This is a genomic window from Pseudoalteromonas sp. GW168-MNA-CIBAN-0100 (assembly GCF_040309225.1).
GTDB lineage: Bacteria > Pseudomonadota > Gammaproteobacteria > Enterobacterales > Alteromonadaceae > Pseudoalteromonas > Pseudoalteromonas arctica.
This window is the reverse complement of record NZ_JBEOOL010000038.1, coordinates 14,409-40,400: the sequence shown is the minus strand read 5'-3', so window position 1 is coordinate 40,400 and position 25,992 is coordinate 14,409. Positions and strand designations below refer to the sequence as shown.

The window sequence follows — 25,992 nt, the reverse complement described above, 5'->3', positions numbered from 1 at the left end:
TACCCTCTACCACTTACGCAAGTGTACCCGCTAATTACGTAATTAGCGGGTACACTTGCGTAAGTGGTAGAGGGTACAGTTAAATACTTGTAGCGGGTACACTTATATATATGGTAGCGGGTACAGTTATGTGTAATTGGTGGCGGGTACAGTTGACACACTTTTTAAACAGTGCTACATTGCTAAGGGTACATTTAATTTATTGTTTATAAAAAGGCGGCAACCATGAGTGAATCAAAAAACAGAGTTGAAAAAATAGCTAAACAGGTGCAAGACATAACTGAGTTTGCACAAACCAAAGAGAGTGGCGCAGCTAAGTATATTACAGACCGTTGTAATACCATCGCACGTACAGAAGACGAAAAGCTTAATATTGTAGTGGATAAAAAGACCGGGGAAATACTGGAACAACCGAACGTGTCACACCGCTACTACACTAAAATTATGGAGGGCTACCGTAATGCTATTAAGTCATTAAACTTTAAGCACCACGCCATTGAAAGGCACGTTAACGCCTTTATTAATAAGTATTCGGGCTCGGTTGAGGGGCTTGAAGAAATGCTTGATCCTTCACAGCCAATTGAAACATTACGCGAAAATTTAATAAAACTTAGAGCTGGGGCGCGTACCGGGTCGAGCTTTAAAACAGACCTGCTTAAACTGCGTATTGAACACCATGCGTATTACATGTTTGAACCTAAAGGCTCGTATAAAGACTTTATCAGCGATGACAGCGCCAAGAAATTAAAAGCTAAGCTATCAAACCAAATTTTAGTAAATCCTGAGTGGGTTAAAACGCTTGCTATGAAGCTTTTAACAAAAGATGACCCTAGCGTGTCAGACCTTGCAATTGGCATTGCTATGGCTACAGGCAGGCGCTTAACTGAGATAATGAAAACAGGCACAATTAAGGCTGTAAATAAATCAACGCTATTATTCGCAGGTCAGCTTAAAACTAAAAACCGCCATTTATTTGAAGAAATAAAGCCATACGAAGTGCCTGCCATGATAGACAGCGCAATTATTTGTAAGGCATTGAAAAAACTTAGAAACGAAACTAAAGCGGAACCGCTTAATTATCGTAATGTGCGCGGTGAAGAAGTTGAAAGCACTGTATTGGGTGGCGACAACAAAGACTATTACCACAACGCAGCAATTAACGCGAAATATGGCCGTACATTAAACCGCAGCATTAAAGCATTATTAAAAGATGGTTACTTTAGCTTTAAGGATTGCCGCGCTTTATACACTGAGGTCACCTACGAAGAACACGCCAAAGAGGGCGAATCTCGCTCTGCTTATCGTCATAGAGTTTTAGGCCATTCACTTATTGAAACGCAAATACACTATGAGTGCTTTAAACTCGACAGCACCATTGAAAAAATAAAGGTACTGGCGCAGGAAGATAACCCCAACGCAAACGATGATAAGCAAAAGGCGCTATTTGAGTATTTAAGCAAAGCAGACGAAAAAGTGAAGCTTTACGCCCGCGCACCAAAATTTGCCATTATGCACGACTGGCTAAAAGAAAAAGTGAGCGAAGGGCTGGAACTGGAAAAAATCACGCCCTCTTACATACGCCGCTTTTGTTTAATAGATGGTACCCAAACCAACTTAAACACTATTAAAAAATACCTAAACGAATTTGTTGAACTAGATAAATTTGTATTTGTTGAGCCTAAGAAAAAACCAACCAGCGAAATCGACAAAGAAATACAAGCCGTTGAAGAAGATTTAGAAATGGCCACCGACCGTAAAGACGAAATCGTTGAAGAAAAACAAGACTTGGTTAATGAACGCGAAGAGTTAATTGAACGCTTAGAAGACATAAAGCGTGATCTGGAAAGTTTAGAAGGCCAGGAGCTGGTAAGTGATGAAGAAATTGAAGATTTAACCGAGCTGCTTGAAGAACTGCACGAACGCAAAGAAGCTGAACAAGCAAAACAAGCCGGTGATAAAAAAGCCAATGACAAAAAAGAACCAGGCATAGTTTGGCCCCCTGCAGATGAAATTGAAATAACGGCTAATAAAATCGGTAAAAACTGGCATGCAATGGCAACCATAAACGGCACCGTGTTTGAAGTTGAACAGCCCGGCACCAAAAAACAAGCGTTAGCCGATGTTAGATCACTTTATCAAAGTGAACTCGATAAACAGTAAATCGCAACGGGCCAGCAATGGCCCAGCCATTAACAACTAAATATTTTAACAATTAAACAAATTCACAAAGGTTTAAATATGTCAGATTCAACTAAAAAAGCAGAAGCCATTGCTAAGCAAGCAGAAGACCTAGCATTGCAAATCATGCGCAATGAAGCGGCAATAAAACATGCGAGTCAGTTTTCAGTAGGTCAAACGGTTTATATGTATGTTGCACCAATACACAGTAACCAACCAGAAACCACACCTGTTTGGGAATGTGTTATTGAAGATATTATAACAACCAATGTATCAACTGTTTCTAAATATCCTGAGTCAAAAAAGGACGTGGTTAAAATTGAGCTGGGGGTTAAGTTTGGCTGGCACAGTAAAACTTATCCTGCAGAAAACTTTTTCACCACTTTAGCGGCAGCTAAAAAATATGCTATTTCTGAACTAAACAGACTAAAAGCAAAGCGCCTAGAGCGCCTTGAAGAAATTGAAAGTGCAATTGTTGATTTAATACAGCAAGGCGTTAATAAAGAAGTGCAAAACAATTGTGATCACGATTGGGAAAACATAGGTGATTACATGCAATGCACTTACCCTGAGTGCCAAGCAATAAAAATTAAACGTAACGGTGAAGTAAGTTTTGATGAGTTGAAAGACGGTAACACATATTGTTTTACTTATAAGGGCCTAGAATACTTTGGTAAATACGAAGCGCTAAGCGGTAACTTCTTTGTTGGTGGTGATGAAACACACCAAAAACATACGCATTACTTTGAAGCGGCTGCCTGTGAATCAATTGAATATAGTGCGTTTTAATTTAAACAATAAATATAGAGGTGATTTATGTGTGACTGTGTAACCCCATCAGCATTTAACGCGAAAATTCGTAAGGCAATAAAAAAGCACCAGTGCTGTGAATGTGATCAAAGTATTAATACTGGTGAAACTTATCAATACTGCAGTGGTGTTTGGGATGGCGCACCCGACAGTTACAAAACCTGTATTTCATGCCTAACGTTAAGAGAAAACTACACATCAGAAACCGGTGAGTGCGTAGCGTTTGAGCATTTAAGAGAAAGTATAGGTGGGGAATTTTGCTTAGGCTATGGAATAAAAGAGTTTATTAGTGACTACCCCAAATATGAACATGAGTTAAAGCGTTTGTTTAAATTAGAGGTCGCTGAATAATGAACAATTCACACGTTATAAAATGGTGCCGTTATAATTGCTGGTTAGCCATGCAAACAAACCGCCAATTGGGCCAATTACATTGGGCTACTCAAGAACGTATTGAAAGGGGCTTAAAGTGATTAAAAAAACAGTAAGTAAATATTTTACTAAATTAAGAAAGCGGTTATTTAATATTTGTGGTGAATGCGAGAAAGATGCAAAGCATAACGTTTACGGCACACGCTATTGCACTATTCACTTAAACTCTGAGTTCCAACGAGTTATGGAAGCCGAAGCAAAAAGGCGCGGTATAGAGTGAAAAACATTTAACCCATAAACCAACAAACCCGCATTAAGCGGGTTTTGTTTATTTATTACTTTGTATGTTTGTTTAAATGTTCAATTGTTCAATGCCTTGCGCGGTGGCTGTATAAAGGCCCGAACTGGATAACTGCACCAGGTTATTTTGCGTTAGTTGTTCAAGTATAAATTCAGTGGTTGCTACACTTTCACCAATCACACAACAAATACTGCCTAAGTAAGATCCAAACTCTGATTGGGTTAATGCGTAAATAATGGCTTTAGCGTTTTTTGTTATTGTCATAAATCCTCCTTTAAGCCGAGTTTCCCCGGCGCTTAATTTATTTGTTGTTATCAAGTGCCATCATTAACAGGCTTAATTTACGTTCAAGGTCTGCCAGTGCTTTTATTTCTGGTTCAATATGCATGGCTAATAAATTGCCTGCTGCAGTGCCTTGGCTGTTTGCTTCAAAGTAAGCCTCGCCAATAAGGGTGGCTAGTTCGTCTGCTTTTTGTTTTGCTAGTTTTAAGTTATTCATTTTAAAGCCTTGTATAAATGTTTATTTGTATAAATGTTTATTTGTTAAAATGAATGTTAGCTCTGCACATACGAAGAGTCCAGTCTTATTTAAACTGGCAAAAGAAGGGCCTCGGCAGTTAAGCCGATGCGTTTTTTTCGTGGGTTAGGTCGGTTTTTTAAGCCCGGTTAGGCTTAAATTGGCCTGTTAAGTTGGCATAAATACGCGAAATAACCGATTGCGCCCCCTCCGGTGGGGTCTGCTGGTTCATATGGCCCTCTTCACGTAGTTTAACCATTACTTTTGGCGCTAATTCAAACGGTATTCTTAGATTTTCAGCCGCTTGTTTAAATGCGCTAATCCAGCTAGAAGCCTTTATTTTATTGGCTTGAGGGGCATCCACGGTATCGGCGGTGTCTATATAGTTATCAGGCATGGCTTGGATCGTAATACCTTCCAGATGTTCCAAGCTATAGCCGCTTACTTTTTTAGCCAGTCGTTTGTGTTGAATGTCAGCCATAACCGACCAGTCTGCTTTTTCTATTGAATAGCGCAGGCGGCTTGTTGAGCCCTCTTTAACGCTGGCTAGCTGGTTTTTATTAAGTGTTAAGCCAAGCGCCTGCATAATGCCTTTAGCTTTGCTTAGTGGGTTCATACGGCGGCTAAACGTGTCAATGTGGCCACCAAACTTGTAAAAGCTGTTAAACACATGAATGTTGTCACCTTCAATCAAGTGGTTCATTGCTTTTACTAGGTTTTCAGGTGTTGCGCTGCCTTCACCCGTTTTACTATCAAAGCCAGCAATTTCAAAAAAATCTCTTAACGCTTGGCGCTGCTTAGCAAGGTATAAACGAGTAGACGGGTGAACCTCTGCCGATAGCTCTGCGTTATCTATACGCTTTGCATCGTCTGCGTTCATTTGCAGTAGTTCAAATAATTTAACTTTACGTAAAGCGCCTTTATTAAAAAACTCTACCGACTCTTGATCAACGTCCATCATTAATTGGTTTTCAATGGCCCAGCGGTTTAACTGTGCTTTTTCGTCTTTAGATAAATTGTTACGGTCATTTAGTTGCGCACGTTCTGTGTCGCTTGGCGTTGGGTTTTCCAAGTGGCGCTGCATATCAATTTCTTTTAATAAGTCGCGGCTTGCTTCTTTTTTGCTTTTGCCAATCTCTTGTTCAAGTTCAGTGGCTTCAAGTTGGTGTAACTTGTAACCGTCTGCAAATAAAATACATAACAAGTTATTTGAAAAGTCGTTTTTTGCTTTGTTCTCTTGCGCTATTAACTCAAGTCTAAAACGGTCAAACTCTAGGTCTTCCGTTGTTAACTCAATTTTGCTTGTTTCTTTATTAATAGATACATCAAGCTGGCTGTGTTCGTTGGCCAGTACCATACCTAACCACATATTAAGGGCCGACTCTTCACGCGAACTGTTTAATGTAGACAGTCCTAAAATAAATTCGGTGGCTTTACGGTCACGGCGAATCATTTGAATTGCATCAGAAGGTGCAACAGTTCCACAAAAAATACCGTAGTGGCGGTTAAAGTGGCCATTCTCAATTGATACACCAGAGCTTATGGCTGGCGAGTAAATAACGTAATCGTATTTTAAGCTTTCACCGTTTGGATCATCCGTAAACGCTTGAATATTTTTTTCAGGTTTTGAGTCTGCATCTATAAACAGCCCTTTTTTGTCAGGGTAGTTGTTTTGTAAATGGGTATATAGCATTGCGCCGTTTTTAGCTGAGTCGTTAGCAATAAGCACTTTAAAGCCTGCTGCTACGTCTTTTTCAGCGCGTAAAAAAGCGGTGTCTGCATTGGTGTAATAAATTTTAGTGTTTGAACAATCGGTAACCGCATCAACAACATGAATTTTACAATCAGGGTGATCCTCACCGTATAACTCTTTTAAGTAAGCGTTACGTCTTTTTAAAGCCAGTTCGCAAAACTCAACAAGTGTGTCGTTGGCATCGGCATCGGCTAAAACAATATGGTCGCGAGTGGTTGATACCATTTGCAGAATTTTATTAAACACGGCAACAGGGTAAGCAACTGCGCTGCCTGCTGTAGTGTGGCGTAATGTTTGCGCGGCTTCATCTATACAAAGCGCGTGTAAATTATTTAATAGTGGTGCAAACGTGCCTTTAATAGCTGAGTTAATACAACAGGCCAGTTTGTTAGAGCCCGGCAGCATATCTTTTACGTTAGGGTCTTGGTAGTGAGTGATCGGCGCGTAACCTTTAGGTGCGTTTTTACTTAGCGCATCCCATGCGCCACCAATTAGTGATACACGGTGAGCAAAAAACGCAGAGCGCTCATTTTCCCACATAACAGGTTTAATAAGGTTTTGTGTTTTACCCGAACCCATTGGCGCGCGAACAATAACAATGTCGCCCGTTTTAGATTTTACGTAATCAAGCATTTCGTCAGTAACAACCGATGAGTTAAAGCGCTTGTAAGTAATATGTTCAGGTCTGAATTTAGCGCTGGTAATGCGTTTTGAAAACGAACGAAACTCTTGCGCTGCAAACACTTTAGCTTTAAATATTTTGGTTACTTTTTCGCTTAGTTGTTTTACGTTAATGCGGTCCTTAGCGTGGGCCGTATGTGTACGAATAAGGCTAACCACATCAGATGGGCGGTATTTAGGTAAGCCCACTTGCATGCCTACGTTCGCGGCAACAAGCGCTTCTTTCATTAATTGGGTGTTGCTTACGTACTGCAGCTTATCTAATGCACGTTCAAATAAATCGCCTGCCAGTTTAAAGCGCGACTTATTACCGTTTAATTGTTTGGCTACTTCTTTTAAGCCACGGTATTCGTGCAGGTCGTTCCAGTCAGTTGCTTGAAAAACGTTATCAACCAATTCAAAGTTTGGTAAAAATGCGCGGTCGTCTTTATGTTTAGCTAATAAGTTAATACCCACTAATACGCCCGCATTGCCTTTACCTTGCTTGCATTTGTGTTGGTCGTTATCTAGTGCGTAATGCAGCACCAGGTGTGGTTGCTCTTTTTTGTACTGATCAACAACTTTAACCATGTTGCCAGAATCCAGCGCTACAATTACAGCCACTTTATCTGTTTTGTTGTTTGCTAGCATGGCTAAAAATACAGAGGCACCGGTTGCAAAACCTTCCACAACAAATACACGGTCAGCGTTGGCAATATCACCAATTACAAGGTGTGCACCGTCTTTGTTCATGCCCCATGTAAAGTCTTTGTTTGTTTTACTGCCATCAGGCTTTGTAATGTTGTTGTCGTAAATACGTTGCAGGCCGCGCGGGCGGTTTAAGGTGTCTTGTAGCAGTAAACTAATGAAGTGACCATGTTTGTCTTGCCCTTGGCGAGCATCAACAAAGTTTAAAATATTAGCTATTTTTTTATTATCTGTATAAACGAAAGAAACTGCACGAGGCAGCTGGTTATGTTCAACAAGTTCTTTGCTAACATTTGCCGCTCTCCTTTTGTTCTCTTGTTGCTGTTTAAGGAGGGCGGCTTGTTGCTTACGGGCGGCGGTGTCCTGCTTGGCTCGTTGCTCGCTTTCACGCCGACTTATTTCAGCGGGTGATAATGTTTTGCCTATTTGTTCTTTGTATAAGTCCCAAAGGAACGACAAAGCATTAAACACAACCGTGTCACCTGCGCCACCCTTGTTTTTAAATGTGATTAGCGGGTATTCAACACCCGTTTTGCTGCATGTTTCAAGTGATGCATATATACCAACAGAATTTTTAAAGCCTTTAAGCAGCGAACTACCGTAGGCGTTAACTTTACCTTCTTTACCTTTGCGCCATGATACGCGGTCAGATACAGCCGACCAGTCAACACCAATCTCTGCAGCGGTGTTTGAAATTTCAATAGCCAAATGATTGGCTACCACTTCACCGCGAGAAAAGTTTTCGTTATACCATTTTAAAAAGTTGTTAGTTTGCATATTTTTTGCACTTGTATAATTAAACATTTAAACAAATATTTAAATTCACAAAAGCAATTGAATTAACAAGTGGTAAGACATAGAATACGAAGTGTGCAGTTACATTTGTGTTTCATAGTAACCTTCGGTTTTTTTCTATGTCTTACCTTATGTAATTTAGAGAGGGCTGATTTGCTAGGTTGCCGCCTAACGTATTGGTACCACTCGCTATGTTTATTTGGTTTGCCGACCTGTTTACATAGTCTAAAAAACATATTTCTACTTGTTAATTCAATTCTTTGTGAATCTAGCCGCACTTGTTGCGGCTTTTCTTTGTCCTTGAATCACCAATCGTTCAAAAATTAATTAAAATTTATTAAATTTCATAGTAAGCTATAAACACAGATAATACGGAATCAGATCCAATTGATCAAGAAATTGATTGCCTTTAATAGTAATATTTTACTAAAATCTGATTTAGTCTGCTAAAGTAGACTAGTGAAAGGAAACATAATGCAAATTAATACCGCTTCACAACCGGTTGCAGCTCAAGCAGCCAGCAACGCAAATACCACCACAAAGCAAGCAGTAAGCGAGCAGCAAGCAGTTGCTGAACCTCAAACGCTACAGGCCGATACAGTTAGCATTTCGGCACAAGCGCAAGAGCAGCAAGCGCAAGAGCAAACGCTTTATTCTGGCAGTGGTGGTGGAACGTGGCCAACAAAACCAAAATAATTTAAAAGGTATAACAAGGATGGAACCTATAATTAGTTATATAGATGCGTTAAGTATCGAAAAAGTTTATTTTATTGCGTTAAGCGTGTGTTTACTTTTAAGTGTAAAAATTAAAAAGGTATTTCACTTAGCGCTTATTACATTGGCATTTAGCGCAGTGTCTCAATTAGTTTTGTTTGATTATTTATTTAGCAAAGGTGTTGAGTATTGGGTTGTTGGCTGGTGTATGTATGAACTGCTGCTAATAGGTTCTATTATTGCGTTTAGGTTATTTTCAAAAAACATTCATAATAAGTTCATATTATCGGATATTTTTCTTATAGTAGGCAGCGTAGTGCAAATATTAGTATATGCACTGACGTATATTGTTAAAAGTAATGGCTCTAGCGCAATGGACTTAATTTACGCATCAACAGGGCCAACACTTTATGTGTTAACTATTATTATTTTAGCATTTCCGTCTATCTATCAATTTATTCACTATTTAAAAGGTTACAAGGAGTTAAGCGGTGACAACAGCAACCGTAACAGGAGTTCTCGCGGTATTTTTAGTGCTCGCGTTCATAGCCTTATTTTGGGTTATTAAGCGTTATAAAAATAGTGCAGTACGTTCGTATCAAGAAAACGAACTTGGTATTACAGATCCAATTGGTGGCGAGTTAAAGCAGCTGGCAAAGCAGTTGGCGGTAATTCAAGAAGAGGCTGATTTAAACGGCGGATTCACTAAGGCCCATGTAGACCAAAACGTTAAAATAAAGCGTGAGTTTATAAGACTGGGACAGGAACTAAGGTTAAGCACGAAAGACGAGAGCGCTAGCTCTTCATCTTACGTACAAAGAACTTAACTAGCGACTTTAGAGGGCTGTCTTCTTTTCTCACTAATACTGAGAACTGAGCGGCAGCTATCATATCAACAAGCTTATTTAACCTTTCAAAATCTTCACTTTCTATCATTTCCATTTCGGCCAATGTTTCAAGCGCAATAGCTAACGAGTTTTCAAGTTCTTCACCTGTAAACGAATCGTGAGATTCTGCAGGCATGATTAAACGATGCGGGGTGACTTTGAGCGTTTTGGCTAAAACATCAAGTTTGTTTACGCCAATATTGCACGAAGCTGGGTCGAACCCATCTTTCCGCATTATATTACTTACTGTTTTTTGAGACACGCCACCATAACGCAACGATCGTCTAGCCAGTTCGGTACCATTAAGGCCCTGCTCGGCTGCGAACCTGCATAAATTGTCGTGAATGTTTTTTGCACTTTCCATAATTAGCATTATAATCCCTAAGTTAAGTAAAATAATACTTGATTAAAAATTTCTTAGCAATATTATACTAAACAAACATTATAGAAGAGTATTTATGGATATCACAACTAATTCGATTTTAATTCAAGCCGCAATGGAATACTTAAAGAGTGTGGCGCTTGGTAAAAACAAGCTTAGACAAGTAGCTAAAGAGGCAGGCTTAACAGAGGCGTGGCTGTATAAGTTTTACGAGGGCAAGATTGAAAGCCCAAGCGTACAAAAAATTGAAAAGTTGCTTACTCACGGTAATTACTCAATTAACGTTTTAAAAGAACTACAAGCCGATAAGGATTTTAATTAATCATGTTGTGTGGTCAAACTCTGCAAGCTGTTCGCAACGAAATACTTGAAGCGTTAAACGTACAAGCGCTGACTCGCGGCCAGTTGGACTTTGACGGCTCAATGATAACAAACCCCCACACACGCCCTGTTGTTAAGGACAGAGAATCAGGCGAGCGCATTTATACCGATCCGGTGCGTGGCATACAAACCCAACGCTTTAAAAAATCGAGCTGCCCAATGCCAAGCAATGTGTTCTTTTTAACAAAAATTACCCGCGCAATTAATTTATTAGACGAGCAGATGTGTTCGTTTGCTTATTTTACTTATTGTGATGATGCAAATTGGAGTCACACAGAAGTATTAGCCGCCCACGTATGGGCCTGTTTTTTAGATAAGCAACCAAAAGCATTTAGACAAAAAAAAGCGGCCACCCTTAAAAGCATGGTGTTTTTAGCTATGCAAGATTGGCGCAGCATAACGCTAACCGATAGCGTGTTGCATAAGCCTGTTCGTATACGCGAACTGCTTGGCATTAACGAACATCACTGGGTTCGTGACTGGTTGCCGCACTGGCAAACTATGCACCAACTATTAGACGGATTTGATAACAAGGTATTAAAGGAGGTTTTTAATGCAACTCAACAAAAAAGAGATCGCAGGACAGCTTAAATATTTTTCACCCTTTAGAGGGTGTTTAAGCTGCGAGCAAGCGCCGCACTTACATTTACAAAATGGTGATAATCCTTTCACGTTTTACTGCACACGTTGCGGTTTTCATACAGGGCCACACGGTTCAATGCAGGCAGCGGTAACAGATTGGCACCGCTCAAACCTACCAAACAACGAACACATTGCCGAGGTATGGGCTATGCGTTACGAGCGTGACGGTATTTATCACGTAGTACAAAAACAAATAGATGAAGCAGAGGCGGCTTAATGAATACGTTATTAGCTACACCAGGACTATTTATTGCTGCAGGTTTAATTGTTTCTTTAGTTTTATCGGTAAGCGCAGTTGGCGTTATTTTAAGCTCCGGTCATCAAAACAACTCATTAAACGAGCAACCCATTATAAGAAGAAGGCCAAAAATAAAACAGTACGGACTATTTACCGATGCTGTTTTATTTAATGGCACCAAGTATTTTTTAGAGCCTGCATCGGGCTCTTGGTTACCAGCGCATTGCTTAACTGATATTGAGCACGAAAGCGCACAAACATTAGTAGTAAGAAAACTGGATCATAAGCCTACGGCTAATGATATTTGTTAACTAACCGCGCCATTGGTGCAAAGAGAAAAACCATGCAAAGACAACCTAACAAACCATATCAAAAACAAGGCGGCTGCAACCGCCGTGTTAGCAACAAGGGCTTATCTAAAGCAACACAAGATGCGTTAAGAGCAAAGCTTGAACGTGATGAGCAACGCGACATTGATAATGCGTACTCGTTGGAGGGCCTGCTAAATGATTAGTGAAACAGCAGAAACTTATGCTTACCACCGCGAAGCAAACAAGCCGACTAAAGCCGATTATGAAAAAGCGTATTTGTTTTTTGATAACAACAACGCCAAACGCCGCGAAATGGGCCTTAAAGAAATAGCGCTTAATGAAACAGGTGTACCAAAAAGCTTTAGACGAGGTGTTAAATGAGCAAATTAAGCGAGCAGGATATAAGCCTAATTTTAGAGCTTGTTGAAACATTACCTATAAAAGAAGTGGCCGACAAATTCGAGGTTTTCCCTGAAACAATCCGTTACCACATGGAAAAAAATAAAGTTGCTTTTAAAGGTAACGTTCCTGCACTAAAAATTAAAAATTCTAATGTTCCAGAACAGCTAAAAACCAAAACCATTACGGTTATAGCTAAAGAAATAGGCGTATCAGTTGGCGCAATTTACTACCAGCTAGAAAAGCAAAATATAACAAAGTCTGACGTCCGTAATATACAGCGCAATAACCAGCATTTATTGCTTATCGCAATTAAAGAGAAAATAGATAGCGGTATAAATACGAGTGAAGCAATTAAAGCTCATGGCATAACGCAGAAAAAATATGAACGACTTACAGCAAACCAACTAAAAGCGAGTGCATAACATGAGCGACCAATACCAAATAAATCAAATGAAGCTTGTGAGCGCAATTAGTGATGAAGTAATTAGGCAGTACCCGAATATGACTTTTGACCCAGCCATTTATAACGCCTGTATTAAAGCGGCCAACGTTGTGGTTGATGAATGTAAGCGTGAAAAGCTAATGGCAAAAAAAGGCATGACCGTGGCGCAGTGGTTTAACTGTGATGATACCGGACTTAGCTCTAAATACATGGCTTACGTGCTTGATAATGGCACCACTCGCTTACCAGTTGCAGTATTTGAAATACCTCATGATGCTGATGATTTAGGCCGCTGCATTCGTATGGTAAAAGCCTGCGGCTTTAGACACTCCGACATAGATAGAATGTATAGCAAAAGTAACGTATGGCGCTGTATTGCTGAAAACTGGCATGAATTGGTGAAGCATTACGACAAAGGCGAACACGAATGCCTTAGCCGCTTTTTACAGTTAGCAGGGGGTGAATGATGAACACTCAAACAGCTGCTGAAAAAATGCTTGAAACAGGTTTGTTTTACTCTGCTTTGGAGTTGGGCCGCGAATTTAATGAGGGCGCTACAAGAGCAACAGGCTGGCTTAGCAATATGAGAACCTGCGAAAAATACACGGTTATTGAAACAGAACTACCTAACCGAAAGGTTAAATTAGTCTCAATTAATGGGCGTACCACTGCATTAAACCAACTGCAAAACCAAGCGCTACTGTTTAAACGCCCAAGCTTACTAATAGGGAGTTCAAGCCATGTTTGATGATGAATATGAAAAGTTTGATAAGCATAAATACAACAGCTTAAAAACTTTAGCTGCAAAAGCTTCTTACTTACTTAAATGCCAAATAAAGACACGCGAAGCAATACGTTGCACAACGCCTTGTTTTCAAGCAGTGGTTGATAGCGTTGAATTGCCAGTGTGGGCCGCTGATGAAAAGCAAACAATAGAACAAGCAGTGTTATGGCTTAAAGAGTCATCATTAAATTATCAAACATTAAGCGAGTCGGGGATTTAGCCATGTACCACAAAATGATTAAAGGCCAATATTGGGTGTTTGGTTCAAGAAAGAAATTTCAGCAAGGCTTTTTACCACGCTTTAAGTGCAGCACTCGCAAAGAGCTTACTGCTTTTTATAAACAAAGTGGCTTCAATATTTTGGAATGTTGAACCTAACCAGTAAAAAATAAATTCACAAAGGAAAAATAATGCAACAGAACACCCAATACCAGCAAAGCAACCAAAACCGACCACAGCAAAATGCACCGCAAAACAACTATGGCCAAAACAATGCACCACAAAATAACGCGCAAGGCGGCAACCAAGCGAGTCAACCTTTAGATAAGGGTTATATTAAAGTGGTTAGAGAGTACATAGAAAAGAAAGTAAACGGGCAAGTTGTTTACATACAAGGCACTAACCAGCCACAAATGACGCCACTTTATAAGGTGATTGGTGAAGTTAGTCGTTGGGCTAAAAATAACGGCCCCGGCTTTTTTGATAAAGTTAAAATGTACCCGGGCAATACCATTTTAGAGTCGCTTACTGAGGGTACAATAGATTGGCAGTCTCAACGTGCGGCAACTAATCAAGGGGGCTATTAATATGTGGTTTAGTAATTTAATTGTATATAAGTTTAAGCAACCAGCTGAGTACAATGCCGAAGAGTTTGAAGCGGCCCTTGCGCAAGATGTGATTCGCAAACCCGGTGAACAGGAACTATCAACGTTTGGCTGGGGCAAGGCATTAGGCAAGCATGGCGAGACATTAGCGCATTTTTGCAAAGACCATATTTTAGTGAGTGCTGTGAACGTAGCAAAAGACATTAGCACCAGCGTTGTTAACGAGCTGCTGGCCGAAAAGGTTGAAGCAATAGAGACCAGTGAAAACCGCCCGGTTAAGAAAAAAGAAAAAGACGAGCTAAAAGAATTAATTTTGTTTGGAATGATGAAAGACGCTTACACCAAAACAACGCGCACTCATGCTTTTATAGATATGAAAAACGGTTTGTTGGTGGTTAATGCGGGTAGCTTTAATAAGGCCGAAGAGCTGCTTGCGCTATTACGTAAATCATTAGGCACTTTACCAGTGGTACCAGCGTTTTCAAATATTGATTTAGATATGCTTTTAACTACATGGCTAACAAGCTATGAAACGCCAGACGGTTTTGCGATTGGCGCTGATGCTCACTTAGAAGAGCCATGCGATAGTGGGCAGAATGTTAAGCTAGCAGGGCATGAACTATCGTGTGATGAAGTTAAAGCGCATTTAGAAAGCGGTAAACGTGTAACGCTTTTAAGACTTGATTGGAAAGAGCGCCTGAAGTTTACACTTAAAACAGACGGTTCAATTAAGCGTATTACCTATTGCGAAACACTAAAAGAAGAAAACGCCGACATACCAAAAGAAGAAATGGCCCGTAAACTAGACGCTGATTTTTTCTTGGCATCAAGTGAAATAGTGCAGTTGTTATTAGAGCTGCTAATAGGTTGCGGTGATGATAGTTTTAGCGAAGTTAAAAGCGAGCGTTTAAAGCAGGACTTAGTTGATAATTTACACACAGACCCCGTTGATGATCCTCTTTACAGTGAAGCCGTTGTGTTTGTTGTTGAGAACAAAAAGCCAAGCGTTTCAGCACTGCAGCGCAAATTGCGTGTTGGCTATAACCGCTCGGCTCGCTTAATAGAAGAAATGGAAAAAGCAGGCATTATTAGTGCGCCCGGTGCAAATGGTGCGCGTGAGGTATTAGCCTAATGAACGGCGGCAACTACTGCCGCCCTGAGTGGGTAGGATTTAAAAATTGGGTTAAGGTGAACATAAGACGACCTTACTTCTTTTATCGTTGCCAGCTGATTGCAATAAAACAGCGTGAACTGGTACAGGCAACCCGCTTAGAGTTTTGATTGTTTAATTACACATTTAAACAAGCATGTATTTATTAATTTAAACATGTTGACAAAATGGCATAGGTAAATTAGTCTATTCACTACAGTTGGATAACTGTAAAAACCGCCTTGATGGCGGTTTTTTTATGCCTAAAATTCACTGATTCGTATTATCTGTCAATAAGTCGATACTGGATTGAAGGTGTGAAAAAGCCGTTATTAAGGCACTAAGCGCGCCATGTTGGCGTTATGCTTTTGAAGTGGGCGCAGGCTCGGTGGCCAGACCTAACCTGCATTTGACCCATTAACTAGATCATGAGCCAAACCAAGGCCCACCACTCTACTGCAGAGAGTTGGCAGGATACTACCATAAAAAAAGTAGATTCATGACAAAAAGAACATTTAATTCAGGCGCTATTACATTAGTTAACGCTGATTCGCTTGAATATTTAAAAACAATCCCTGATAACTCTATCGATTTAGTTGCTACAGACCCACCTTATTTTCAAGTTAAACAAAATGCATGGGATAACCAGTGGGATAACTCTGCTGAGTTTTTAGCATGGCTTGATGAAATGCTTTGTGAGTTTTGGCGAATACTAAAGCCCAATGGCAGCATATATTTGTTTTGTGGCCATGCGCTATCGGCTGATACTGAAATATTAATGAGATCACGTTTTAACGTACTCAATAATATTGTGTGGACTAAGCCAAGCGGCCCTTGGAATAAAGCCCGCAAAAGTGACTTACGCAAGTATTTTGGCTCAACAGAGCGCATTATATTTGCTGAGCATTATGGCAGTGAGGGGTACGCTAAAGGTAATGCAGGGTATGCAACGAAGTGCGCTGCAGCACGTAAAGAAGTGTTTAAGCCGTTAATTGATTACTTTCGTGATGCTAAGAACAAGTTAGACATTAAAGCTAAAGACATTAACCAAGCAACAGGCACTCAAATGTGCAGCCATTGGTTTAGTGATAGCCAGTGGGCTTTACCATCGGCTGACAATTACGCAAAGCTGCAGGCTTTGTTTAAAGCTAAAGGTGAAGAACTACAGGTTAGCCATGCTGAACTAGCCGACCAATACGGTGAGCTACAAAAGGAATATCAAGAGTTAACAGCCTCATATGATGAACTAAAAGCGCAGTATCAATCTTTACGCCGCCCATTTAGCGTATCAAAAGAGGTGCCGTTTACTGATCATTGGCACTTTAAGTCTGTTCAGTATTACCCCGGCAAGCATCCATGCGAAAAGCCAGCGCCATTGATGGAACACATTATTAGCTCAAGCAGTCGAGAAGGTGATGTGGTACTTGATGCGTTTGGTGGCTCACAAAGTACGGGCAAGGCGTGTTTAAAGCTGGGCCGTAAGTACATAGGCATTGAGCTTGAAGAAGAAACATTTGATAGGTCGGTTGCAGCTTTTGAAGAGTTAGTTAAAACCTGATCTTAATTTAATTAAAACAGGCCAGCACTTTGCTGGCCTTTTTATTGGAGCTTTTATGGATGTTGCAACGATTACAGGCCTTTTAAGTTTGCTGACCTTAATTGTGTTGGTGCTTAGCGGTGTGGTTTTGTATTTATCTGTAAAGTTATTAGCCCTTAAAAATACTGTTATCCAAATGAAAGAACAGATAAAGCAGGGGGCGTTATGTGACAGCAATACGGATACTCATTAAACCAAAATCAGGCAGGCTATTTAGCATTGGCATGGCGCACCATTAACGCAATCAGTTAGCCACTACACAGGACTATTAAAAATGATTAAACCACTACTTACCGTTTTAGCATCTCTTATTCTTTTATTGGTTAGCACCTTTGTTGCGCCAAGCGTTGTTACTAATGTAATGGTGATCAGCTTTGCGTTTGGCTTGCTTAAAGCCTTTACGGTAATTGCTGCAGCACGTTTTGCATTGGCCTACCTTGATTCAAGAATTGATTTTGATGTTAACGGCTGGGTTAAATTTAGGGCAAGTAATGACAATAAAGCGATGTATTTTAGTTATCGGTTTGCTGCTGTCTTTGTCGTGTTCGGGTTCATCATGGCCTAACAAGTACGACTACCAGATATTTAAAGCAAGCAAACAATATTTACCAGGCGTTGATTGGAAACTTTACAAAGCGCAGTTAATACAAGAGTCGGCACTAAGACCGAACGCAGTTAGCCCCGCAGGCGCTAAAGGTATAGCACAGTTTATGCCAGCCACTTGGGGAGAAGTTAGCCGCCAATTAGTTATTGATGGCTCACCGTTTGACCCGCACTTATCTATACCAGCAGGCGCTTATTACTTATCTAATATGCGGCGCGGTTGGATATGGAACAGGCCAGAGCAGGACAGGCACAACTTAGCACTGGCCTCATACAATGCAGGCTTTGGTAATTTGTTAAAGGCCCAGCGCCTTTGCAATAACGCCACGCTGTATGCTGACATTATTAAGTGCCTGCCAGATATTACCTTTCAACACTCCAAAGAAACCATTGGGTACGTCTTAGCTATAAGGCGCTACCACACATTATTAAGGCAATAGCTGATGATGATTAGAGTATTAGGCGGCGCATTGATTGCGTTGGCATTAAGTTGTTCAGCTGTTATTTACAGTAAGAACCAAAGCATTGACAAGTTGACCACTGATGCGGCCATTACTGCAGTTGAGTTGCAAAGCAAGACCAAAGCAATCGCTAAGCTAACGATGAGCTTAGAGCAACAGACAGCCGCTGTTAATCAATTGGTTGATGAAGCAGAACGGCGAGAGTTACTTATAAGTAAGCATTACACAGATATGCAGCTACTGAGCGTATCAAACCAGAAAGTTGAAACAGAACTGATTGAGGTAATAAACGATGAGAGCAATACAGATTGGGCTTATGTTCATTTGCCTACTGATGTTAAGCGGGTGTTCGAGTACGCCACCACCCAAAGAAATAGTAACAGTGACCAAGGTGGTGAAGGTGCTGCCACCTGCTCACCTGATGAATGTTTGTCAGCAACCACAAACGAACGTGGTTACTAACGCAGACCTGTTAAGGTTTAGCGTTCGCGCACACAATGCGCTGGTTATGTGTAATTTAGATAAGAAGGCTTTAAGGCAATGGCTTTTAATACAACAACAATAATAAAGAGCTTAGCAGCTGGCAGTGCGGCAGTAATTGCTGCACCTCAATCAGCAATCGCAGAGAATTTAGCTAAAGCCAATTGGAAACAGCTCATTACCCTACAGTTCAACTTTACTGTGAGCGATATGATCATGCTCGGCACCTTCTTCTTATTACTGCTGAACTATCTACATAACCGAAAGAAAGCCAAAGCAGAAAGCAAAAGTAAAAAACAAATCGCAAAGAGTTGGGAGCAGAACGAGTAAGCCCGTCCGGCAAGACGAGCCCCAGCGCAAGCACAAGAGCGGCATCGTAACTGCACGTTAAGCCGCCGAACGGGGAAGGGTTCGCCCTTCCTCACCCCCACGCCCCGCCGTGGTGCAGTTTGTTTCAACAAATAAATAAATTAATATTTGTTCAAGCGAATTGATACTGAAATGTTAAAAGGTACTTCCCAGCACCTTGATCCTCTACGGGTTTGAAACTCGCAGGAAAGCGCTCACTTTTAAAATTTTTTCATTTTATAGGGTTTCCGGTTTCCGCATGAAAGACCAACTTTTTAATCCCGATCTCAAATATGGGGCAAAGCAGATAGGTGACTTGTTAGGAATATCTGACAGGCAGGTCAGGAACCTACAAAACAAAGGGGTTCTAGCAAAAGCTAATGGCCGAAATGGTATCGACCCGCTTGCAAGTATTCACGCTTATATTTCGTTCAAATCAGTAGATAAACCTGAAGAACCAAAAGCGGAAGTCGAAGACGAAGAATCAGAAAAAAAGCGCGAACAACAGCTCAAAAACGATGAGCGTGAAGAACGCATTAAACTCAACAGAACAAAGCGATTAGTCCTCGAAAAACAATATGCTCCTATATCAATCATTATTGACACAATATCGATGGTGGCCATTGGCTTACGAACCCGCGTAGATTCGTGGTTGCCAAAGCTTAAAATGGCCTCGCCAGATATGACCACTGAGCAGGTCGAGGTACTAAAGCGAGAATTGGCAATGGCATTAAATGAACTCGCAGACGTTAAACCAGATCTCTCAGCCTATGAAGATAGCGATATCGAGAGCGGTTTCGCGAGCCTTGAATCCATTGAAGGCAACGATACCGATTACAGCGGTTGAATGGTCAGATAAATATTTCAGACTACCCGAAGGTAGCTCGCAAATAGCAGGCGCATGGGTTACACAGCCTTTGCAAGTAGCCCTACTTAACATGATGACAAACGACAGCATACGTTTGTTAGCAATCAAAAAATCAGCAAGGCTCGGCTACACCAAAATGATGGTGGCCGCATTGCTTTACTTAGCAGAACATAAAAAGCGCAGCGCCGTTGTTTACCAGCCAGTAGATGACGAGTCAGATGCGTTTGTAGTTGATGAAGTTGATCCAGTAATTGAAGAAATGCCAATTATTCAGCGCATTTTTCCCGACTGGAATGTTAAGAGCGAAAACAACAAAGTTTCAAAGAAAGTAATGATTGGATCAACAATCGACTTTCGTGGTGCAACAGCGCCGGGTAATTACCGCCGACTAACCAAACAAGTGTTAATTGGTGACGAAGTAAATGCATGGCCGTTAGAAGTAGGCAAAAAAGGCAAAGGCGAAGGTAACCCAATAAAGCTGGCATTACAGCGTTTAAAAGGTGCAAGTTTTCCCAAAGCCATTTTTGGAACCACGCCCACTGTGGCTGGTAATTCGCACATCAGTAACATACTGGAAGATTGCGACCTAGTATTTCGGTTTTATTTACCGTGTCCGCATTGCGGCACAGAGCAAGTGCTTGAGTTCGGTGAACGTGACGGTGAACTGAAAGAGTACGGTTTATTATGGGATGACACCCAAAGCACAACTGAAAAAAAATCCAGAACGGCACATTATAAGTGCGTAAATACGTCAGAGTGCGGACAGTCATTTCATTATTCAGACCTTACTAAAATGGAGTTAGCTGGCAAATGGATTGCCGAAGACCTTACATGGACAAAAGACGGCCTCCAGTTTTTTACCGAACACGGTTATCGAACTCAACCCCCAAAAAACGTAGGCATTGAAATAAACGCACTTTACTCACTCAACTTAGATGGGTGGGGCGAAATAGTAGCAGAATGGTTAAAGGCCAAAGGCAAACCAGCAAACGAACGCTCTTTTATAAATACCGTACTTGGTCAAGACTACGAAGATAAAAGCAGCGAAAAGCTTGATGACGAAATACTGTTCGAGCGCCGCGAAAAATACAAAGCTCAAGTACCAGAACGGGCCGTATTTTTAACAGGCGGCATAGACAGCCAACGCAACCGTTACGAGTTGTTTGTGTGGGGCTGGGGGCCAAACGATGAAAAGTGGCTAGTCGATAAACAAATCATCATGGGTGATTACGACAAAGAAAGCACCTTAAAGCTCGTTGATAAAGCCATAAACAAAACCTACAAACGCGCCAACGGAACAGAAATGACCGTAGCGCGTTGGTGTTGGGATACAGGCGGCATAGACCCCGACATAGTAAACAAGCGCAGCAAAAAGCATGGCCTGTTTCGTGTCATCCCAATCAAAGGTGCAAACGTTTACGGCAAACCAATTGCAAACTTCCCGTTAAAACGCAATAAAAACGGCGTTTACCATACCGAAATCGGCACCGATACAGCAAAAGACCTGCTGTATTTGCACATGGAAAACGACCCACTTGATCCAGCCAGCGAACCCGATGGCTTAATGCACTTACCAATTAATGATGATATTTGCGACAAATTCACCTGTCAGCAACTTGCATCCGAGCGGCTCATTGAAAAATCGGTAAGCGGTAAAAAAGTGCTGCGCTGGGATAACGAAGGGCGAAGGAACGAAGCACTTGATTGCCTTGTTTACGCCCTTGCTGCCCTGCGCATAAGCACCAGCCGTTTTGGTATCAACTTAAACGAACTGGCAAAAACCCCATCAACCGGTGGCAGTAGTTCAAACATAGATATAGAAGCCATTGGCGCAGGATAAACCATGACAGAACAACAACGACTTGAACAAATGAAAACCGCTTACAGCGACTTATTAATGGGTAAGTCGGTAAGAGTTATGCAAAAAGATGGGCGCAGAGTCGAATTTGCACCCGCCGACATTAACCGCCTAAAAGCGGCCATTACCGAACTTGAAAACGCATTAGGCTCAAGCAAACGCCGAGGGCCAGCAGGAGTCTTTTAAAAATGAAAAACGTCCAAATACTTAGCCACACAGGCGAGCCAATTAGGCAAATGTCAGCATACGAAGGTGGTGGCCAAGGTTTTGGCGGTCAGTTAGCAAGTTGGACACCAGAACTAACCACTGAAGACGCAGCGCTTTTACCAAACCTTGATTTAAGCAACGCCCGTTCAGATGATCTAGTTCGCAATAATGCATACGCCGCTGGCGGTTTACGCTTACACCTAGACAACATCGTTGGTCATATATTCAAACTTAACTGGCAACCCATGTGGCGCAGGCTAGGTTGGACAGAAGATGAGTTTATGGCCGTTAAAACCGATGTTGAATCGGCATGGCTCGAATACGCAGAAGACGAACGTTGTTACATAGACGCAGAGCAAAAGCGTACTTTTACCATGCTGATCCGCGCAGGCATTAGCCAGCACTTTAGTTACGGTGACGTAATGTGTGCGGCTGAATGGATACCGCGCCGCAACTCAGACTACGCCACCGCCATAAAAATGGTATCACCTAAACGTGTACGTAATCCGGGCAATGTAACCAGTTACGATGCCCGCATTCGTGGCGGCATCAAACACGGCAAACATGGCAACGCCGTTGGCTTTTATGTAGCCGACAGTAACATGAACTTACCGCTCAGCATGGTCGGTCACAACTTGCGTTATATCCCTAAAGAAACATGGTGGGGGCGGCGCAAATTTATCCATATATTTGATGCGCGTGACGATGGCCAATCGCGTGGTAGTAACACATTAATGTCAATCATGAGCCAAATGCACATGCACGACAAGTTACAACAAACCAAGCTACAAAACGCCATAGTCAACGCCATGTACGCCGCCACTATTGAATCCGAGCTTGATTCAGAGTCAGCGTTTCAATTTATAACGGGTGGTGAAGACACGCAAAAAAATCTATGGAACTGGCTTGGCGCGGTTAACAAGTACCATAAAGGCGCAAACATTCGCATGAATGGCGCAAAAGTGTCGCACTTAATGCCTGGTGAAAAGCTCAGCTTGCAAAAGCCGGGCAATTCCGACAACGGTTACTCGCAACTCGAAAACTCGTTTTTACAATACATGGCCGTGGGTACGGGCGTATCAGTTGAGCAATACACGCACAATTTCCAAAATTCTAATTACTCAGGTGCGCGCGCCGGATTAAATGAAAGTTGGCGTTACTTTATGGGTGATCGCAAAATTATTGCTTCACGCCAAGCAACCGCCATTTTCTCATTGTGGCTAGAAGAAGCCATTGCCAAAGGCGTAATTAAGCTACCCAAAGGCACAAACTTTTGGGAAGCCCGCAGCGCCCTTTGCCGTAGTGATTGGATAGGCTCAGGCCGTTTATCAATAGATGGCATAAAAGAAGTTAAAGAGTCGATTTTACTTATCGAAAGCGGCTTATCTACTTACCAAAAAGAACTGGCCAAAATGGGCGAAGATTACATTGAAGTGTTTGAACAACAAATGCGAGAAATGAAACTACGTGAAGACAAAGGCTTACCCAAACCAAGCTGGGTTCAAGCCGAAGAACTCGCGCCAGAACAGCCAGACGAGCCAGCCAATAACAACGGGAAAAAGAATGAACCCAATAGCGAATCAGTTTAACCAATGCCCGGTGCTGCTCGATGCCCGGCACATAACAAGCATTGCATCAATCAAAGCCGAGTTTGATGCAAGCAAACTAACCGAGCAACAACGCGCAATGGCTACAGGCATTGTATCTGCTAACAGCGAATACAAGCCTTACGAGCTAATCAAAGGCATTGCGATTATTACGGTGCGCGGCGCGCTTATTCATAACCTTGGTTACTCAGCCAGCTGGGCCACAGGGTATGACGTAATAAAACGTAAAATTGGTTTTGCCATGCACGACCCCGATGTGAAAGGGGTACTTGTTAAATTTCACACCCCCGGCGGTACGGTTTACGGTTGCCCCGATACAGGCGACTTAATCCACGAATGCGGCAAAATAAAACCCGTATGGACACTATCAGACGACATGGCCTACAGCGCAGGCCAATGGCTACACGCACAAGGTACACGCCGTTTAGTCACACAAAGCGGTGGTCTAGGTTCAATTGGTGTCTTAGTGGCCCATGCTGATTTTTCAAAAATGCTTGAAGATTACGGCGTAGAAATGACCCTAATATTTGATGGTCAACACAAAGTAGACGGCAACCCATACGAAAAACTGCCCGACACAGTAAAAGCCCAAATAAAAGCCGACTGTAAAAAAACCCGTGGCGAATTTGCCACAGCGGTATCGCGCGGCACCGGGTTAAGTGTGGCCGATGTACTAAACACCGAAGCCGAATGTTACTCAGGCCAACAGGCCGTTGATATTGGCCTTGCTGATGCCGTTGTATCAAGCAACAGCATACTTGGCGAGTTCATTGAATTTGTAAACAAACCTCAAAACGCACAAACAGGAAATGTTATGAGCACCCAGCCAAACGAAAACGCAACAACGACCACGCCAGCGCCAACCGCTGATACACAAAAACCAGCCGCAGATGCAGCCACGCAAACAGACCCTGCAACAGCAGAGCGTACACGCATTAAAGGCATTATGAGCTGCGAAGATGCACAAGGCCGCACAGGTCTTGCAAGTAAACTTGCTTACGACACCAGCATGAGTGTTGATGAAGCGGTTGCCATTTTGCAAAGCTCACCAAAAGAGCCACAAGCCGATACGCCAAAGCCAGAAGAACAAGCAGGCGCAACCGTATCAGATGGTTTTCAAAAAGCCATGAACACAGAAAACCACCCTGATTTATCAGCCGACAGCGACCAAACAGATGCAGAGCTAAGCACCGATGAAGCCCAAGCCGCTGCAATGTTAGCAAGCTTTAAAACAGCCACTGGAGTTTAATACAGCCATGACTACTCAAATTTTAAATTATGATCAAGCGGTATCGGGTGACACAAAAGTTACTCACACCACAATTACTATTGCTGAAGGCGAAAACGTAGCAAAGTTTGCCCCGCTGGTACACGATGCAACAAGCGGTCATTTTAAAGCCGCCGCTGCAGATGCAACAAAAGCTGATTATTTATCAGCCTTTGCCGTTGATGCAACAACAGGTGCAAAAGCGCACAGCGCCATTAAATCAATCACCATTGATCCAGCGTTTGTTGCCTACCCAGAAACAATGACCGATGCTAAAAAATCAGGCTTGTTTGCGGGTACACCAATTAGTACACAATCACCGGCTTAATTACCTTAGTTAAACACTTACTTTTATTTATTAATTAATAAAGAGCCTTAACGGCTCTTTTTTTATTTGGGAACTATCCATGTTAACTCCAATTTCTACAGCGGTACTTATCGCATTAAAAAAACAAATGCCAGCGCGCTATGTGCCAGCATTAAAAAACCGCCTTGTTAAAGGTGTTGTTACGTTCAACACACAAGAAGTGGCGTTTGATAAAATCAAAAAAGGCCGCAAATTAGCGCCGCTTGTATCACCAATGGTGTCAGGCAAGCCAAACAAAGCCAAAGGCGGCTTAATGACATCAGTTGTTCCAGCTTATGTTAAGCCGACTGACGTTGTAACACCTGATCGCCTATTAAAGCGCGCACCGGGCGAAGCGATTGCAGGTAATTTATCACCTGAACAACGCTTGCAAGCTATCCGTGTTGATTTACTCATGGAGCAAGAAGAAAGCATTGACCGCCGTGAAGAATGGATGGTGTGCGAAATTTTAAAAACAGGTGCCGTTACACTTGAAGGCCCAGACTTTGAAGCCGTACAGGTTGATTTTGGCCGTAGCGCAGAAAATAACGTTACGCTTTCAGGTGCAGACCGTTGGAGCGAGAAAGACCTTGAAACATACGACCCAATGGATGACATCGAAGATTGGGGCGATCGTTGTAATGTGATTGCTAATAACGTGTTCATGGGCCGAGCTTCTTGGCGTTCATTCAAAAAGTTCAAGGCAGTTAAAGAAGCACTTGATACCCGCCGTGGTTCAAACTCAACAGCTGAAATGGGTCCAATGAGCAATGACACATTCCAGTGGGCTGGCTCTATTGGCGCTTTCAACTTCTACGTTTACATAGGTGCTTACGAAGGTGACTCAGGTAATGATGAACTTTACATCGATACAAACGGCGTAATGATCACTTCATCAGAGCTTGAACTATACATGGCTTACGGTGGTATTCAGGATGCAAAAGCAAATGCAAGCCGCATTGTTGAAACAAGCCGCTACCCATCAAACTGGTTTACAGATAACCCAAGCTTTGAATGGCTGCAAACGCAATCTGCGCCAGTGCCTATTTTATTAGACGCTGATGATGTGTGTTATGTGCGTGTTTAACACGCTTTAATT

The 25,992-nt window shown here is 42.0% G+C and carries 36 protein-coding genes and 1 pseudogene; 33 read left to right on the top strand and 4 right to left on the bottom strand.

The window, feature by feature from the left end:
* The first annotated feature begins 225 nt into the window (after positions 1-225).
* The 4 genes from AAEY62_RS18265 to AAEY62_RS18250 all read left to right on the top strand — a co-directional run bounded on the left by AAEY62_RS18265 (position 226) and on the right by AAEY62_RS18250 (position 3,640).
* The gene (locus AAEY62_RS18265; RefSeq protein WP_350635717.1) at positions 226-2,160 is read left to right on the top strand and encodes a protelomerase family protein; all 1,935 of its coding nucleotides are present in this window, start codon (positions 226-228) and stop codon (positions 2,158-2,160) included.
* A 78-nt stretch (positions 2,161-2,238) separates the two neighbouring features.
* A complete protein-coding gene (locus AAEY62_RS18260; protein ID WP_350635715.1) occupies positions 2,239-2,967 on the top strand; it encodes a hypothetical protein in 729 nt (242 codons plus the stop codon).
* 27 nt (positions 2,968-2,994) lie between these two features.
* Positions 2,995-3,339, top strand: coding sequence for a hypothetical protein (locus tag AAEY62_RS18255; RefSeq protein WP_350635713.1), 345 nt, complete (start codon positions 2,995-2,997; stop codon positions 3,337-3,339).
* 118 nt (positions 3,340-3,457) lie between these two features.
* Positions 3,458-3,640, top strand: coding sequence for a hypothetical protein (locus AAEY62_RS18250; RefSeq protein WP_350635711.1), 183 nt, complete (start codon positions 3,458-3,460; stop codon positions 3,638-3,640).
* A gap of 72 nt (positions 3,641-3,712) precedes the next feature.
* Here AAEY62_RS18250 and AAEY62_RS18245 read toward each other — a convergent pair whose 3' ends face one another.
* From AAEY62_RS18245 to AAEY62_RS18235, 3 genes are all read right to left on the bottom strand, one after another.
* A complete protein-coding gene (locus AAEY62_RS18245) occupies positions 3,713-3,925 on the bottom strand; it encodes a hypothetical protein (RefSeq protein ID WP_287201484.1) in 213 nt (70 codons plus the stop codon).
* A 37-nt stretch (positions 3,926-3,962) separates the two neighbouring features.
* Entirely contained in the window at positions 3,963-4,160 is a 198-nt protein-coding gene (locus AAEY62_RS18240) for a hypothetical protein (RefSeq protein ID WP_287201486.1), read from the bottom strand.
* A gap of 157 nt (positions 4,161-4,317) precedes the next feature.
* Positions 4,318-8,076, bottom strand: a complete 3,759-nt coding sequence (locus AAEY62_RS18235; RefSeq protein ID WP_350635709.1) for a plasmid replication protein, CyRepA1 family — start codon at positions 8,074-8,076, stop codon at positions 4,318-4,320.
* Positions 8,077-8,568: 492 nt separating this feature from the next.
* Between AAEY62_RS18235 and AAEY62_RS18230 the strand changes: the two genes are divergently transcribed.
* The 3 genes from AAEY62_RS18230 to AAEY62_RS18220 are packed head-to-tail and all read left to right on the top strand — an operon-like array spanning position 8,569 to position 9,635.
* Positions 8,569-8,790 (top strand): hypothetical protein, encoded by a 222-nt coding sequence (locus AAEY62_RS18230; protein WP_350635707.1) that lies wholly within the window; start codon positions 8,569-8,571, stop codon positions 8,788-8,790.
* A gap of 19 nt (positions 8,791-8,809) precedes the next feature.
* Positions 8,810-9,376, top strand: coding sequence for a hypothetical protein (locus tag AAEY62_RS18225; RefSeq protein ID WP_350635705.1), 567 nt, complete (start codon positions 8,810-8,812; stop codon positions 9,374-9,376).
* Complete coding sequence (locus AAEY62_RS18220; protein WP_350635703.1) at positions 9,342-9,635, top strand: hypothetical protein; 294 nt, start codon at positions 9,342-9,344, stop codon at positions 9,633-9,635. The genes AAEY62_RS18225 and AAEY62_RS18220 overlap by 35 nt, the downstream gene beginning before the upstream one ends.
* Here the strand turns inward: AAEY62_RS18220 and AAEY62_RS18215 are convergent.
* Entirely contained in the window at positions 9,604-10,068 is a 465-nt protein-coding gene (locus tag AAEY62_RS18215; RefSeq protein WP_350635701.1) for a hypothetical protein, read from the bottom strand. The genes AAEY62_RS18220 and AAEY62_RS18215 overlap by 32 nt on opposite strands.
* Before the next feature lie 85 nt (positions 10,069-10,153).
* Between AAEY62_RS18215 and AAEY62_RS18210 the strand changes: the two genes are divergently transcribed.
* The 26 genes and pseudogenes from AAEY62_RS18210 to AAEY62_RS18085 all read left to right on the top strand — a co-directional run bounded on the left by AAEY62_RS18210 (position 10,154) and on the right by AAEY62_RS18085 (position 25,980).
* On the top strand, positions 10,154-10,399 hold the full coding sequence (locus AAEY62_RS18210; protein ID WP_350635699.1) for a hypothetical protein: 246 nt from the start codon (positions 10,154-10,156) through the stop codon (positions 10,397-10,399).
* 2 nt (positions 10,400-10,401) lie between these two features.
* A complete protein-coding gene (locus AAEY62_RS18205; protein ID WP_350635697.1) occupies positions 10,402-11,049 on the top strand; it encodes a bacteriophage antitermination protein Q in 648 nt (215 codons plus the stop codon).
* Positions 11,012-11,317 carry a hypothetical protein gene (locus AAEY62_RS18200; RefSeq protein ID WP_350635695.1) on the top strand — a complete coding sequence of 102 codons (306 nt, stop codon included), beginning with the start codon at positions 11,012-11,014 and terminating at the stop codon, positions 11,315-11,317. The genes AAEY62_RS18205 and AAEY62_RS18200 overlap by 38 nt, the downstream gene beginning before the upstream one ends.
* The gene (locus tag AAEY62_RS18195) at positions 11,317-11,649 is read left to right on the top strand and encodes a hypothetical protein (protein WP_350635693.1); all 333 of its coding nucleotides are present in this window, start codon (positions 11,317-11,319) and stop codon (positions 11,647-11,649) included. Before AAEY62_RS18200 ends, AAEY62_RS18195 begins: the two co-directional genes overlap by 1 nt.
* A 32-nt stretch (positions 11,650-11,681) precedes the next feature.
* The gene (locus AAEY62_RS18190) at positions 11,682-11,852 is read left to right on the top strand and encodes a hypothetical protein (RefSeq protein WP_350635691.1); all 171 of its coding nucleotides are present in this window, start codon (positions 11,682-11,684) and stop codon (positions 11,850-11,852) included.
* Positions 11,845-12,030 carry a hypothetical protein gene (locus AAEY62_RS18185; RefSeq protein WP_350635689.1) on the top strand — a complete coding sequence of 62 codons (186 nt, stop codon included), beginning with the start codon at positions 11,845-11,847 and terminating at the stop codon, positions 12,028-12,030. The genes AAEY62_RS18190 and AAEY62_RS18185 overlap by 8 nt, the downstream gene beginning before the upstream one ends.
* Positions 12,027-12,473 carry a hypothetical protein gene (locus AAEY62_RS18180; protein WP_350635687.1) on the top strand — a complete coding sequence of 149 codons (447 nt, stop codon included), beginning with the start codon at positions 12,027-12,029 and terminating at the stop codon, positions 12,471-12,473. The genes AAEY62_RS18185 and AAEY62_RS18180 overlap by 4 nt, the downstream gene beginning before the upstream one ends.
* 1 nt (position 12,474) lies before the next feature.
* Positions 12,475-12,960 (top strand): hypothetical protein, encoded by a 486-nt coding sequence (locus tag AAEY62_RS18175; RefSeq protein ID WP_350635685.1) that lies wholly within the window; start codon positions 12,475-12,477, stop codon positions 12,958-12,960.
* Entirely contained in the window at positions 12,957-13,241 is a 285-nt protein-coding gene (locus tag AAEY62_RS18170; RefSeq protein WP_350635683.1) for a hypothetical protein, read from the top strand. The genes AAEY62_RS18175 and AAEY62_RS18170 overlap by 4 nt, the downstream gene beginning before the upstream one ends.
* The gene (locus AAEY62_RS18165; RefSeq protein WP_350635681.1) at positions 13,234-13,497 is read left to right on the top strand and encodes a hypothetical protein; all 264 of its coding nucleotides are present in this window, start codon (positions 13,234-13,236) and stop codon (positions 13,495-13,497) included. The genes AAEY62_RS18170 and AAEY62_RS18165 overlap by 8 nt, the downstream gene beginning before the upstream one ends.
* Before the next feature lie 190 nt (positions 13,498-13,687).
* Positions 13,688-14,083, top strand: coding sequence for a hypothetical protein (locus AAEY62_RS18160; RefSeq protein WP_350635679.1), 396 nt, complete (start codon positions 13,688-13,690; stop codon positions 14,081-14,083).
* 1 nt (position 14,084) lies between these two features.
* Positions 14,085-14,978 (top strand): annotated as a pseudogene (locus AAEY62_RS18155) (recombination-associated protein RdgC); the annotation flags it as partial.
* Positions 14,958-15,233 (top strand): DNA translocase FtsK, encoded by a 276-nt coding sequence (locus AAEY62_RS18150; RefSeq protein ID WP_350635719.1) that lies wholly within the window; start codon positions 14,958-14,960, stop codon positions 15,231-15,233. The pseudogene AAEY62_RS18155 and the gene AAEY62_RS18150, both read left to right, overlap by 21 nt.
* A 517-nt stretch (positions 15,234-15,750) precedes the next feature.
* A complete protein-coding gene (locus tag AAEY62_RS18145; protein ID WP_350635677.1) occupies positions 15,751-16,809 on the top strand; it encodes a DNA-methyltransferase in 1,059 nt (352 codons plus the stop codon).
* A 55-nt stretch (positions 16,810-16,864) separates the two neighbouring features.
* Positions 16,865-17,041 carry a hypothetical protein gene (locus tag AAEY62_RS18140; RefSeq protein ID WP_350635675.1) on the top strand — a complete coding sequence of 59 codons (177 nt, stop codon included), beginning with the start codon at positions 16,865-16,867 and terminating at the stop codon, positions 17,039-17,041.
* Between the two features lie 81 nt (positions 17,042-17,122).
* Entirely contained in the window at positions 17,123-17,413 is a 291-nt protein-coding gene (locus AAEY62_RS18135; protein ID WP_350635673.1) for a hypothetical protein, read from the top strand.
* Entirely contained in the window at positions 17,340-17,891 is a 552-nt protein-coding gene (locus AAEY62_RS18130; protein WP_350635671.1) for a transglycosylase SLT domain-containing protein, read from the top strand. Before AAEY62_RS18135 ends, AAEY62_RS18130 begins: the two co-directional genes overlap by 74 nt.
* Positions 17,892-18,204: 313 nt before the next feature.
* The gene (lysC, locus tag AAEY62_RS18125) at positions 18,205-18,477 is read left to right on the top strand and encodes an Rz1-like lysis system protein LysC (RefSeq protein WP_350635669.1); all 273 of its coding nucleotides are present in this window, start codon (positions 18,205-18,207) and stop codon (positions 18,475-18,477) included.
* Positions 18,453-18,722, top strand: a complete 270-nt coding sequence (locus tag AAEY62_RS18120) for a hypothetical protein (protein ID WP_350635667.1) — start codon at positions 18,453-18,455, stop codon at positions 18,720-18,722. The genes lysC and AAEY62_RS18120 overlap by 25 nt, the downstream gene beginning before the upstream one ends.
* 334 nt (positions 18,723-19,056) lie before the next feature.
* Positions 19,057-19,587, top strand: coding sequence for a hypothetical protein (locus AAEY62_RS18115; RefSeq protein WP_350635665.1), 531 nt, complete (start codon positions 19,057-19,059; stop codon positions 19,585-19,587).
* On the top strand, positions 19,547-21,448 hold the full coding sequence (locus AAEY62_RS18110) for a phage terminase large subunit family protein (RefSeq protein ID WP_350635663.1): 1,902 nt from the start codon (positions 19,547-19,549) through the stop codon (positions 21,446-21,448). The genes AAEY62_RS18115 and AAEY62_RS18110 overlap by 41 nt, the downstream gene beginning before the upstream one ends.
* Before the next feature lie 3 nt (positions 21,449-21,451).
* On the top strand, positions 21,452-21,652 hold the full coding sequence (gpW, locus tag AAEY62_RS18105; protein WP_350635661.1) for a gpW family head-tail joining protein: 201 nt from the start codon (positions 21,452-21,454) through the stop codon (positions 21,650-21,652).
* Positions 21,653-21,654: 2 nt separating this feature from the next.
* A complete protein-coding gene (locus AAEY62_RS18100; RefSeq protein WP_350635659.1) occupies positions 21,655-23,262 on the top strand; it encodes a phage portal protein in 1,608 nt (535 codons plus the stop codon).
* On the top strand, positions 23,237-24,529 hold the full coding sequence (locus AAEY62_RS18095; RefSeq protein WP_350635657.1) for a S49 family peptidase: 1,293 nt from the start codon (positions 23,237-23,239) through the stop codon (positions 24,527-24,529). Before AAEY62_RS18100 ends, AAEY62_RS18095 begins: the two co-directional genes overlap by 26 nt.
* Before the next feature lie 7 nt (positions 24,530-24,536).
* Positions 24,537-24,875, top strand: a complete 339-nt coding sequence (locus AAEY62_RS18090; protein ID WP_350635655.1) for a head decoration protein — start codon at positions 24,537-24,539, stop codon at positions 24,873-24,875.
* 79 nt (positions 24,876-24,954) lie between these two features.
* The gene (locus AAEY62_RS18085; protein ID WP_350635653.1) at positions 24,955-25,980 is read left to right on the top strand and encodes a major capsid protein; all 1,026 of its coding nucleotides are present in this window, start codon (positions 24,955-24,957) and stop codon (positions 25,978-25,980) included.
* Positions 25,981-25,992: the final 12 nt, after the last annotated feature.

Coding starts and splice junctions, on each gene's coding strand:
- AAEY62_RS18120 (WP_350635667.1), top strand. CDS start 18,453: ATGGCTTTTAATACAACAACAATAATAAAGAGCTTAGCAGCTGGCAGT.
- lysC (WP_350635669.1), top strand. CDS start 18,205: ATGAGAGCAATACAGATTGGGCTTATGTTCATTTGCCTACTGATGTTA.
- AAEY62_RS18090 (WP_350635655.1), top strand. CDS start 24,537: ATGACTACTCAAATTTTAAATTATGATCAAGCGGTATCGGGTGACACA.
- AAEY62_RS18170 (WP_350635683.1), top strand. CDS start 12,957: ATGATGAACACTCAAACAGCTGCTGAAAAAATGCTTGAAACAGGTTTG.
- AAEY62_RS18140 (WP_350635675.1), top strand. CDS start 16,865: ATGGATGTTGCAACGATTACAGGCCTTTTAAGTTTGCTGACCTTAATT.
- AAEY62_RS18235 (WP_350635709.1), bottom strand. CDS start 8,076: ATGCAAACTAACAACTTTTTAAAATGGTATAACGAAAACTTTTCTCGC.
- AAEY62_RS18200 (WP_350635695.1), top strand. CDS start 11,012: ATGCAACTCAACAAAAAAGAGATCGCAGGACAGCTTAAATATTTTTCA.
- AAEY62_RS18190 (WP_350635691.1), top strand. CDS start 11,682: ATGCAAAGACAACCTAACAAACCATATCAAAAACAAGGCGGCTGCAAC.
- AAEY62_RS18165 (WP_350635681.1), top strand. CDS start 13,234: ATGTTTGATGATGAATATGAAAAGTTTGATAAGCATAAATACAACAGC.
- AAEY62_RS18145 (WP_350635677.1), top strand. CDS start 15,751: ATGACAAAAAGAACATTTAATTCAGGCGCTATTACATTAGTTAACGCT.
- AAEY62_RS18210 (WP_350635699.1), top strand. CDS start 10,154: ATGGATATCACAACTAATTCGATTTTAATTCAAGCCGCAATGGAATAC.
- AAEY62_RS18205 (WP_350635697.1), top strand. CDS start 10,402: ATGTTGTGTGGTCAAACTCTGCAAGCTGTTCGCAACGAAATACTTGAA.
- AAEY62_RS18130 (WP_350635671.1), top strand. CDS start 17,340: ATGACAATAAAGCGATGTATTTTAGTTATCGGTTTGCTGCTGTCTTTG.
- AAEY62_RS18225 (WP_350635705.1), top strand. CDS start 8,810: ATGGAACCTATAATTAGTTATATAGATGCGTTAAGTATCGAAAAAGTT.
- AAEY62_RS18100 (WP_350635659.1), top strand. CDS start 21,655: ATGAAAAACGTCCAAATACTTAGCCACACAGGCGAGCCAATTAGGCAA.
- AAEY62_RS18215 (WP_350635701.1), bottom strand. CDS start 10,068: ATGCTAATTATGGAAAGTGCAAAAAACATTCACGACAATTTATGCAGG.
- AAEY62_RS18265 (WP_350635717.1), top strand. CDS start 226: ATGAGTGAATCAAAAAACAGAGTTGAAAAAATAGCTAAACAGGTGCAA.
- AAEY62_RS18135 (WP_350635673.1), top strand. CDS start 17,123: ATGATTAAACCACTACTTACCGTTTTAGCATCTCTTATTCTTTTATTG.
- AAEY62_RS18180 (WP_350635687.1), top strand. CDS start 12,027: ATGAGCAAATTAAGCGAGCAGGATATAAGCCTAATTTTAGAGCTTGTT.
- AAEY62_RS18095 (WP_350635657.1), top strand. CDS start 23,237: ATGAACCCAATAGCGAATCAGTTTAACCAATGCCCGGTGCTGCTCGAT.
- AAEY62_RS18085 (WP_350635653.1), top strand. CDS start 24,955: ATGTTAACTCCAATTTCTACAGCGGTACTTATCGCATTAAAAAAACAA.
- AAEY62_RS18175 (WP_350635685.1), top strand. CDS start 12,475: ATGAGCGACCAATACCAAATAAATCAAATGAAGCTTGTGAGCGCAATT.
- AAEY62_RS18245 (WP_287201484.1), bottom strand. CDS start 3,925: ATGACAATAACAAAAAACGCTAAAGCCATTATTTACGCATTAACCCAA.
- AAEY62_RS18185 (WP_350635689.1), top strand. CDS start 11,845: ATGATTAGTGAAACAGCAGAAACTTATGCTTACCACCGCGAAGCAAAC.
- AAEY62_RS18240 (WP_287201486.1), bottom strand. CDS start 4,160: ATGAATAACTTAAAACTAGCAAAACAAAAAGCAGACGAACTAGCCACC.
- gpW (WP_350635661.1), top strand. CDS start 21,452: ATGACAGAACAACAACGACTTGAACAAATGAAAACCGCTTACAGCGAC.
- AAEY62_RS18195 (WP_350635693.1), top strand. CDS start 11,317: ATGAATACGTTATTAGCTACACCAGGACTATTTATTGCTGCAGGTTTA.
- AAEY62_RS18255 (WP_350635713.1), top strand. CDS start 2,995: ATGTGTGACTGTGTAACCCCATCAGCATTTAACGCGAAAATTCGTAAG.
- AAEY62_RS18160 (WP_350635679.1), top strand. CDS start 13,688: ATGCAACAGAACACCCAATACCAGCAAAGCAACCAAAACCGACCACAG.
- AAEY62_RS18230 (WP_350635707.1), top strand. CDS start 8,569: ATGCAAATTAATACCGCTTCACAACCGGTTGCAGCTCAAGCAGCCAGC.
- AAEY62_RS18260 (WP_350635715.1), top strand. CDS start 2,239: ATGTCAGATTCAACTAAAAAAGCAGAAGCCATTGCTAAGCAAGCAGAA.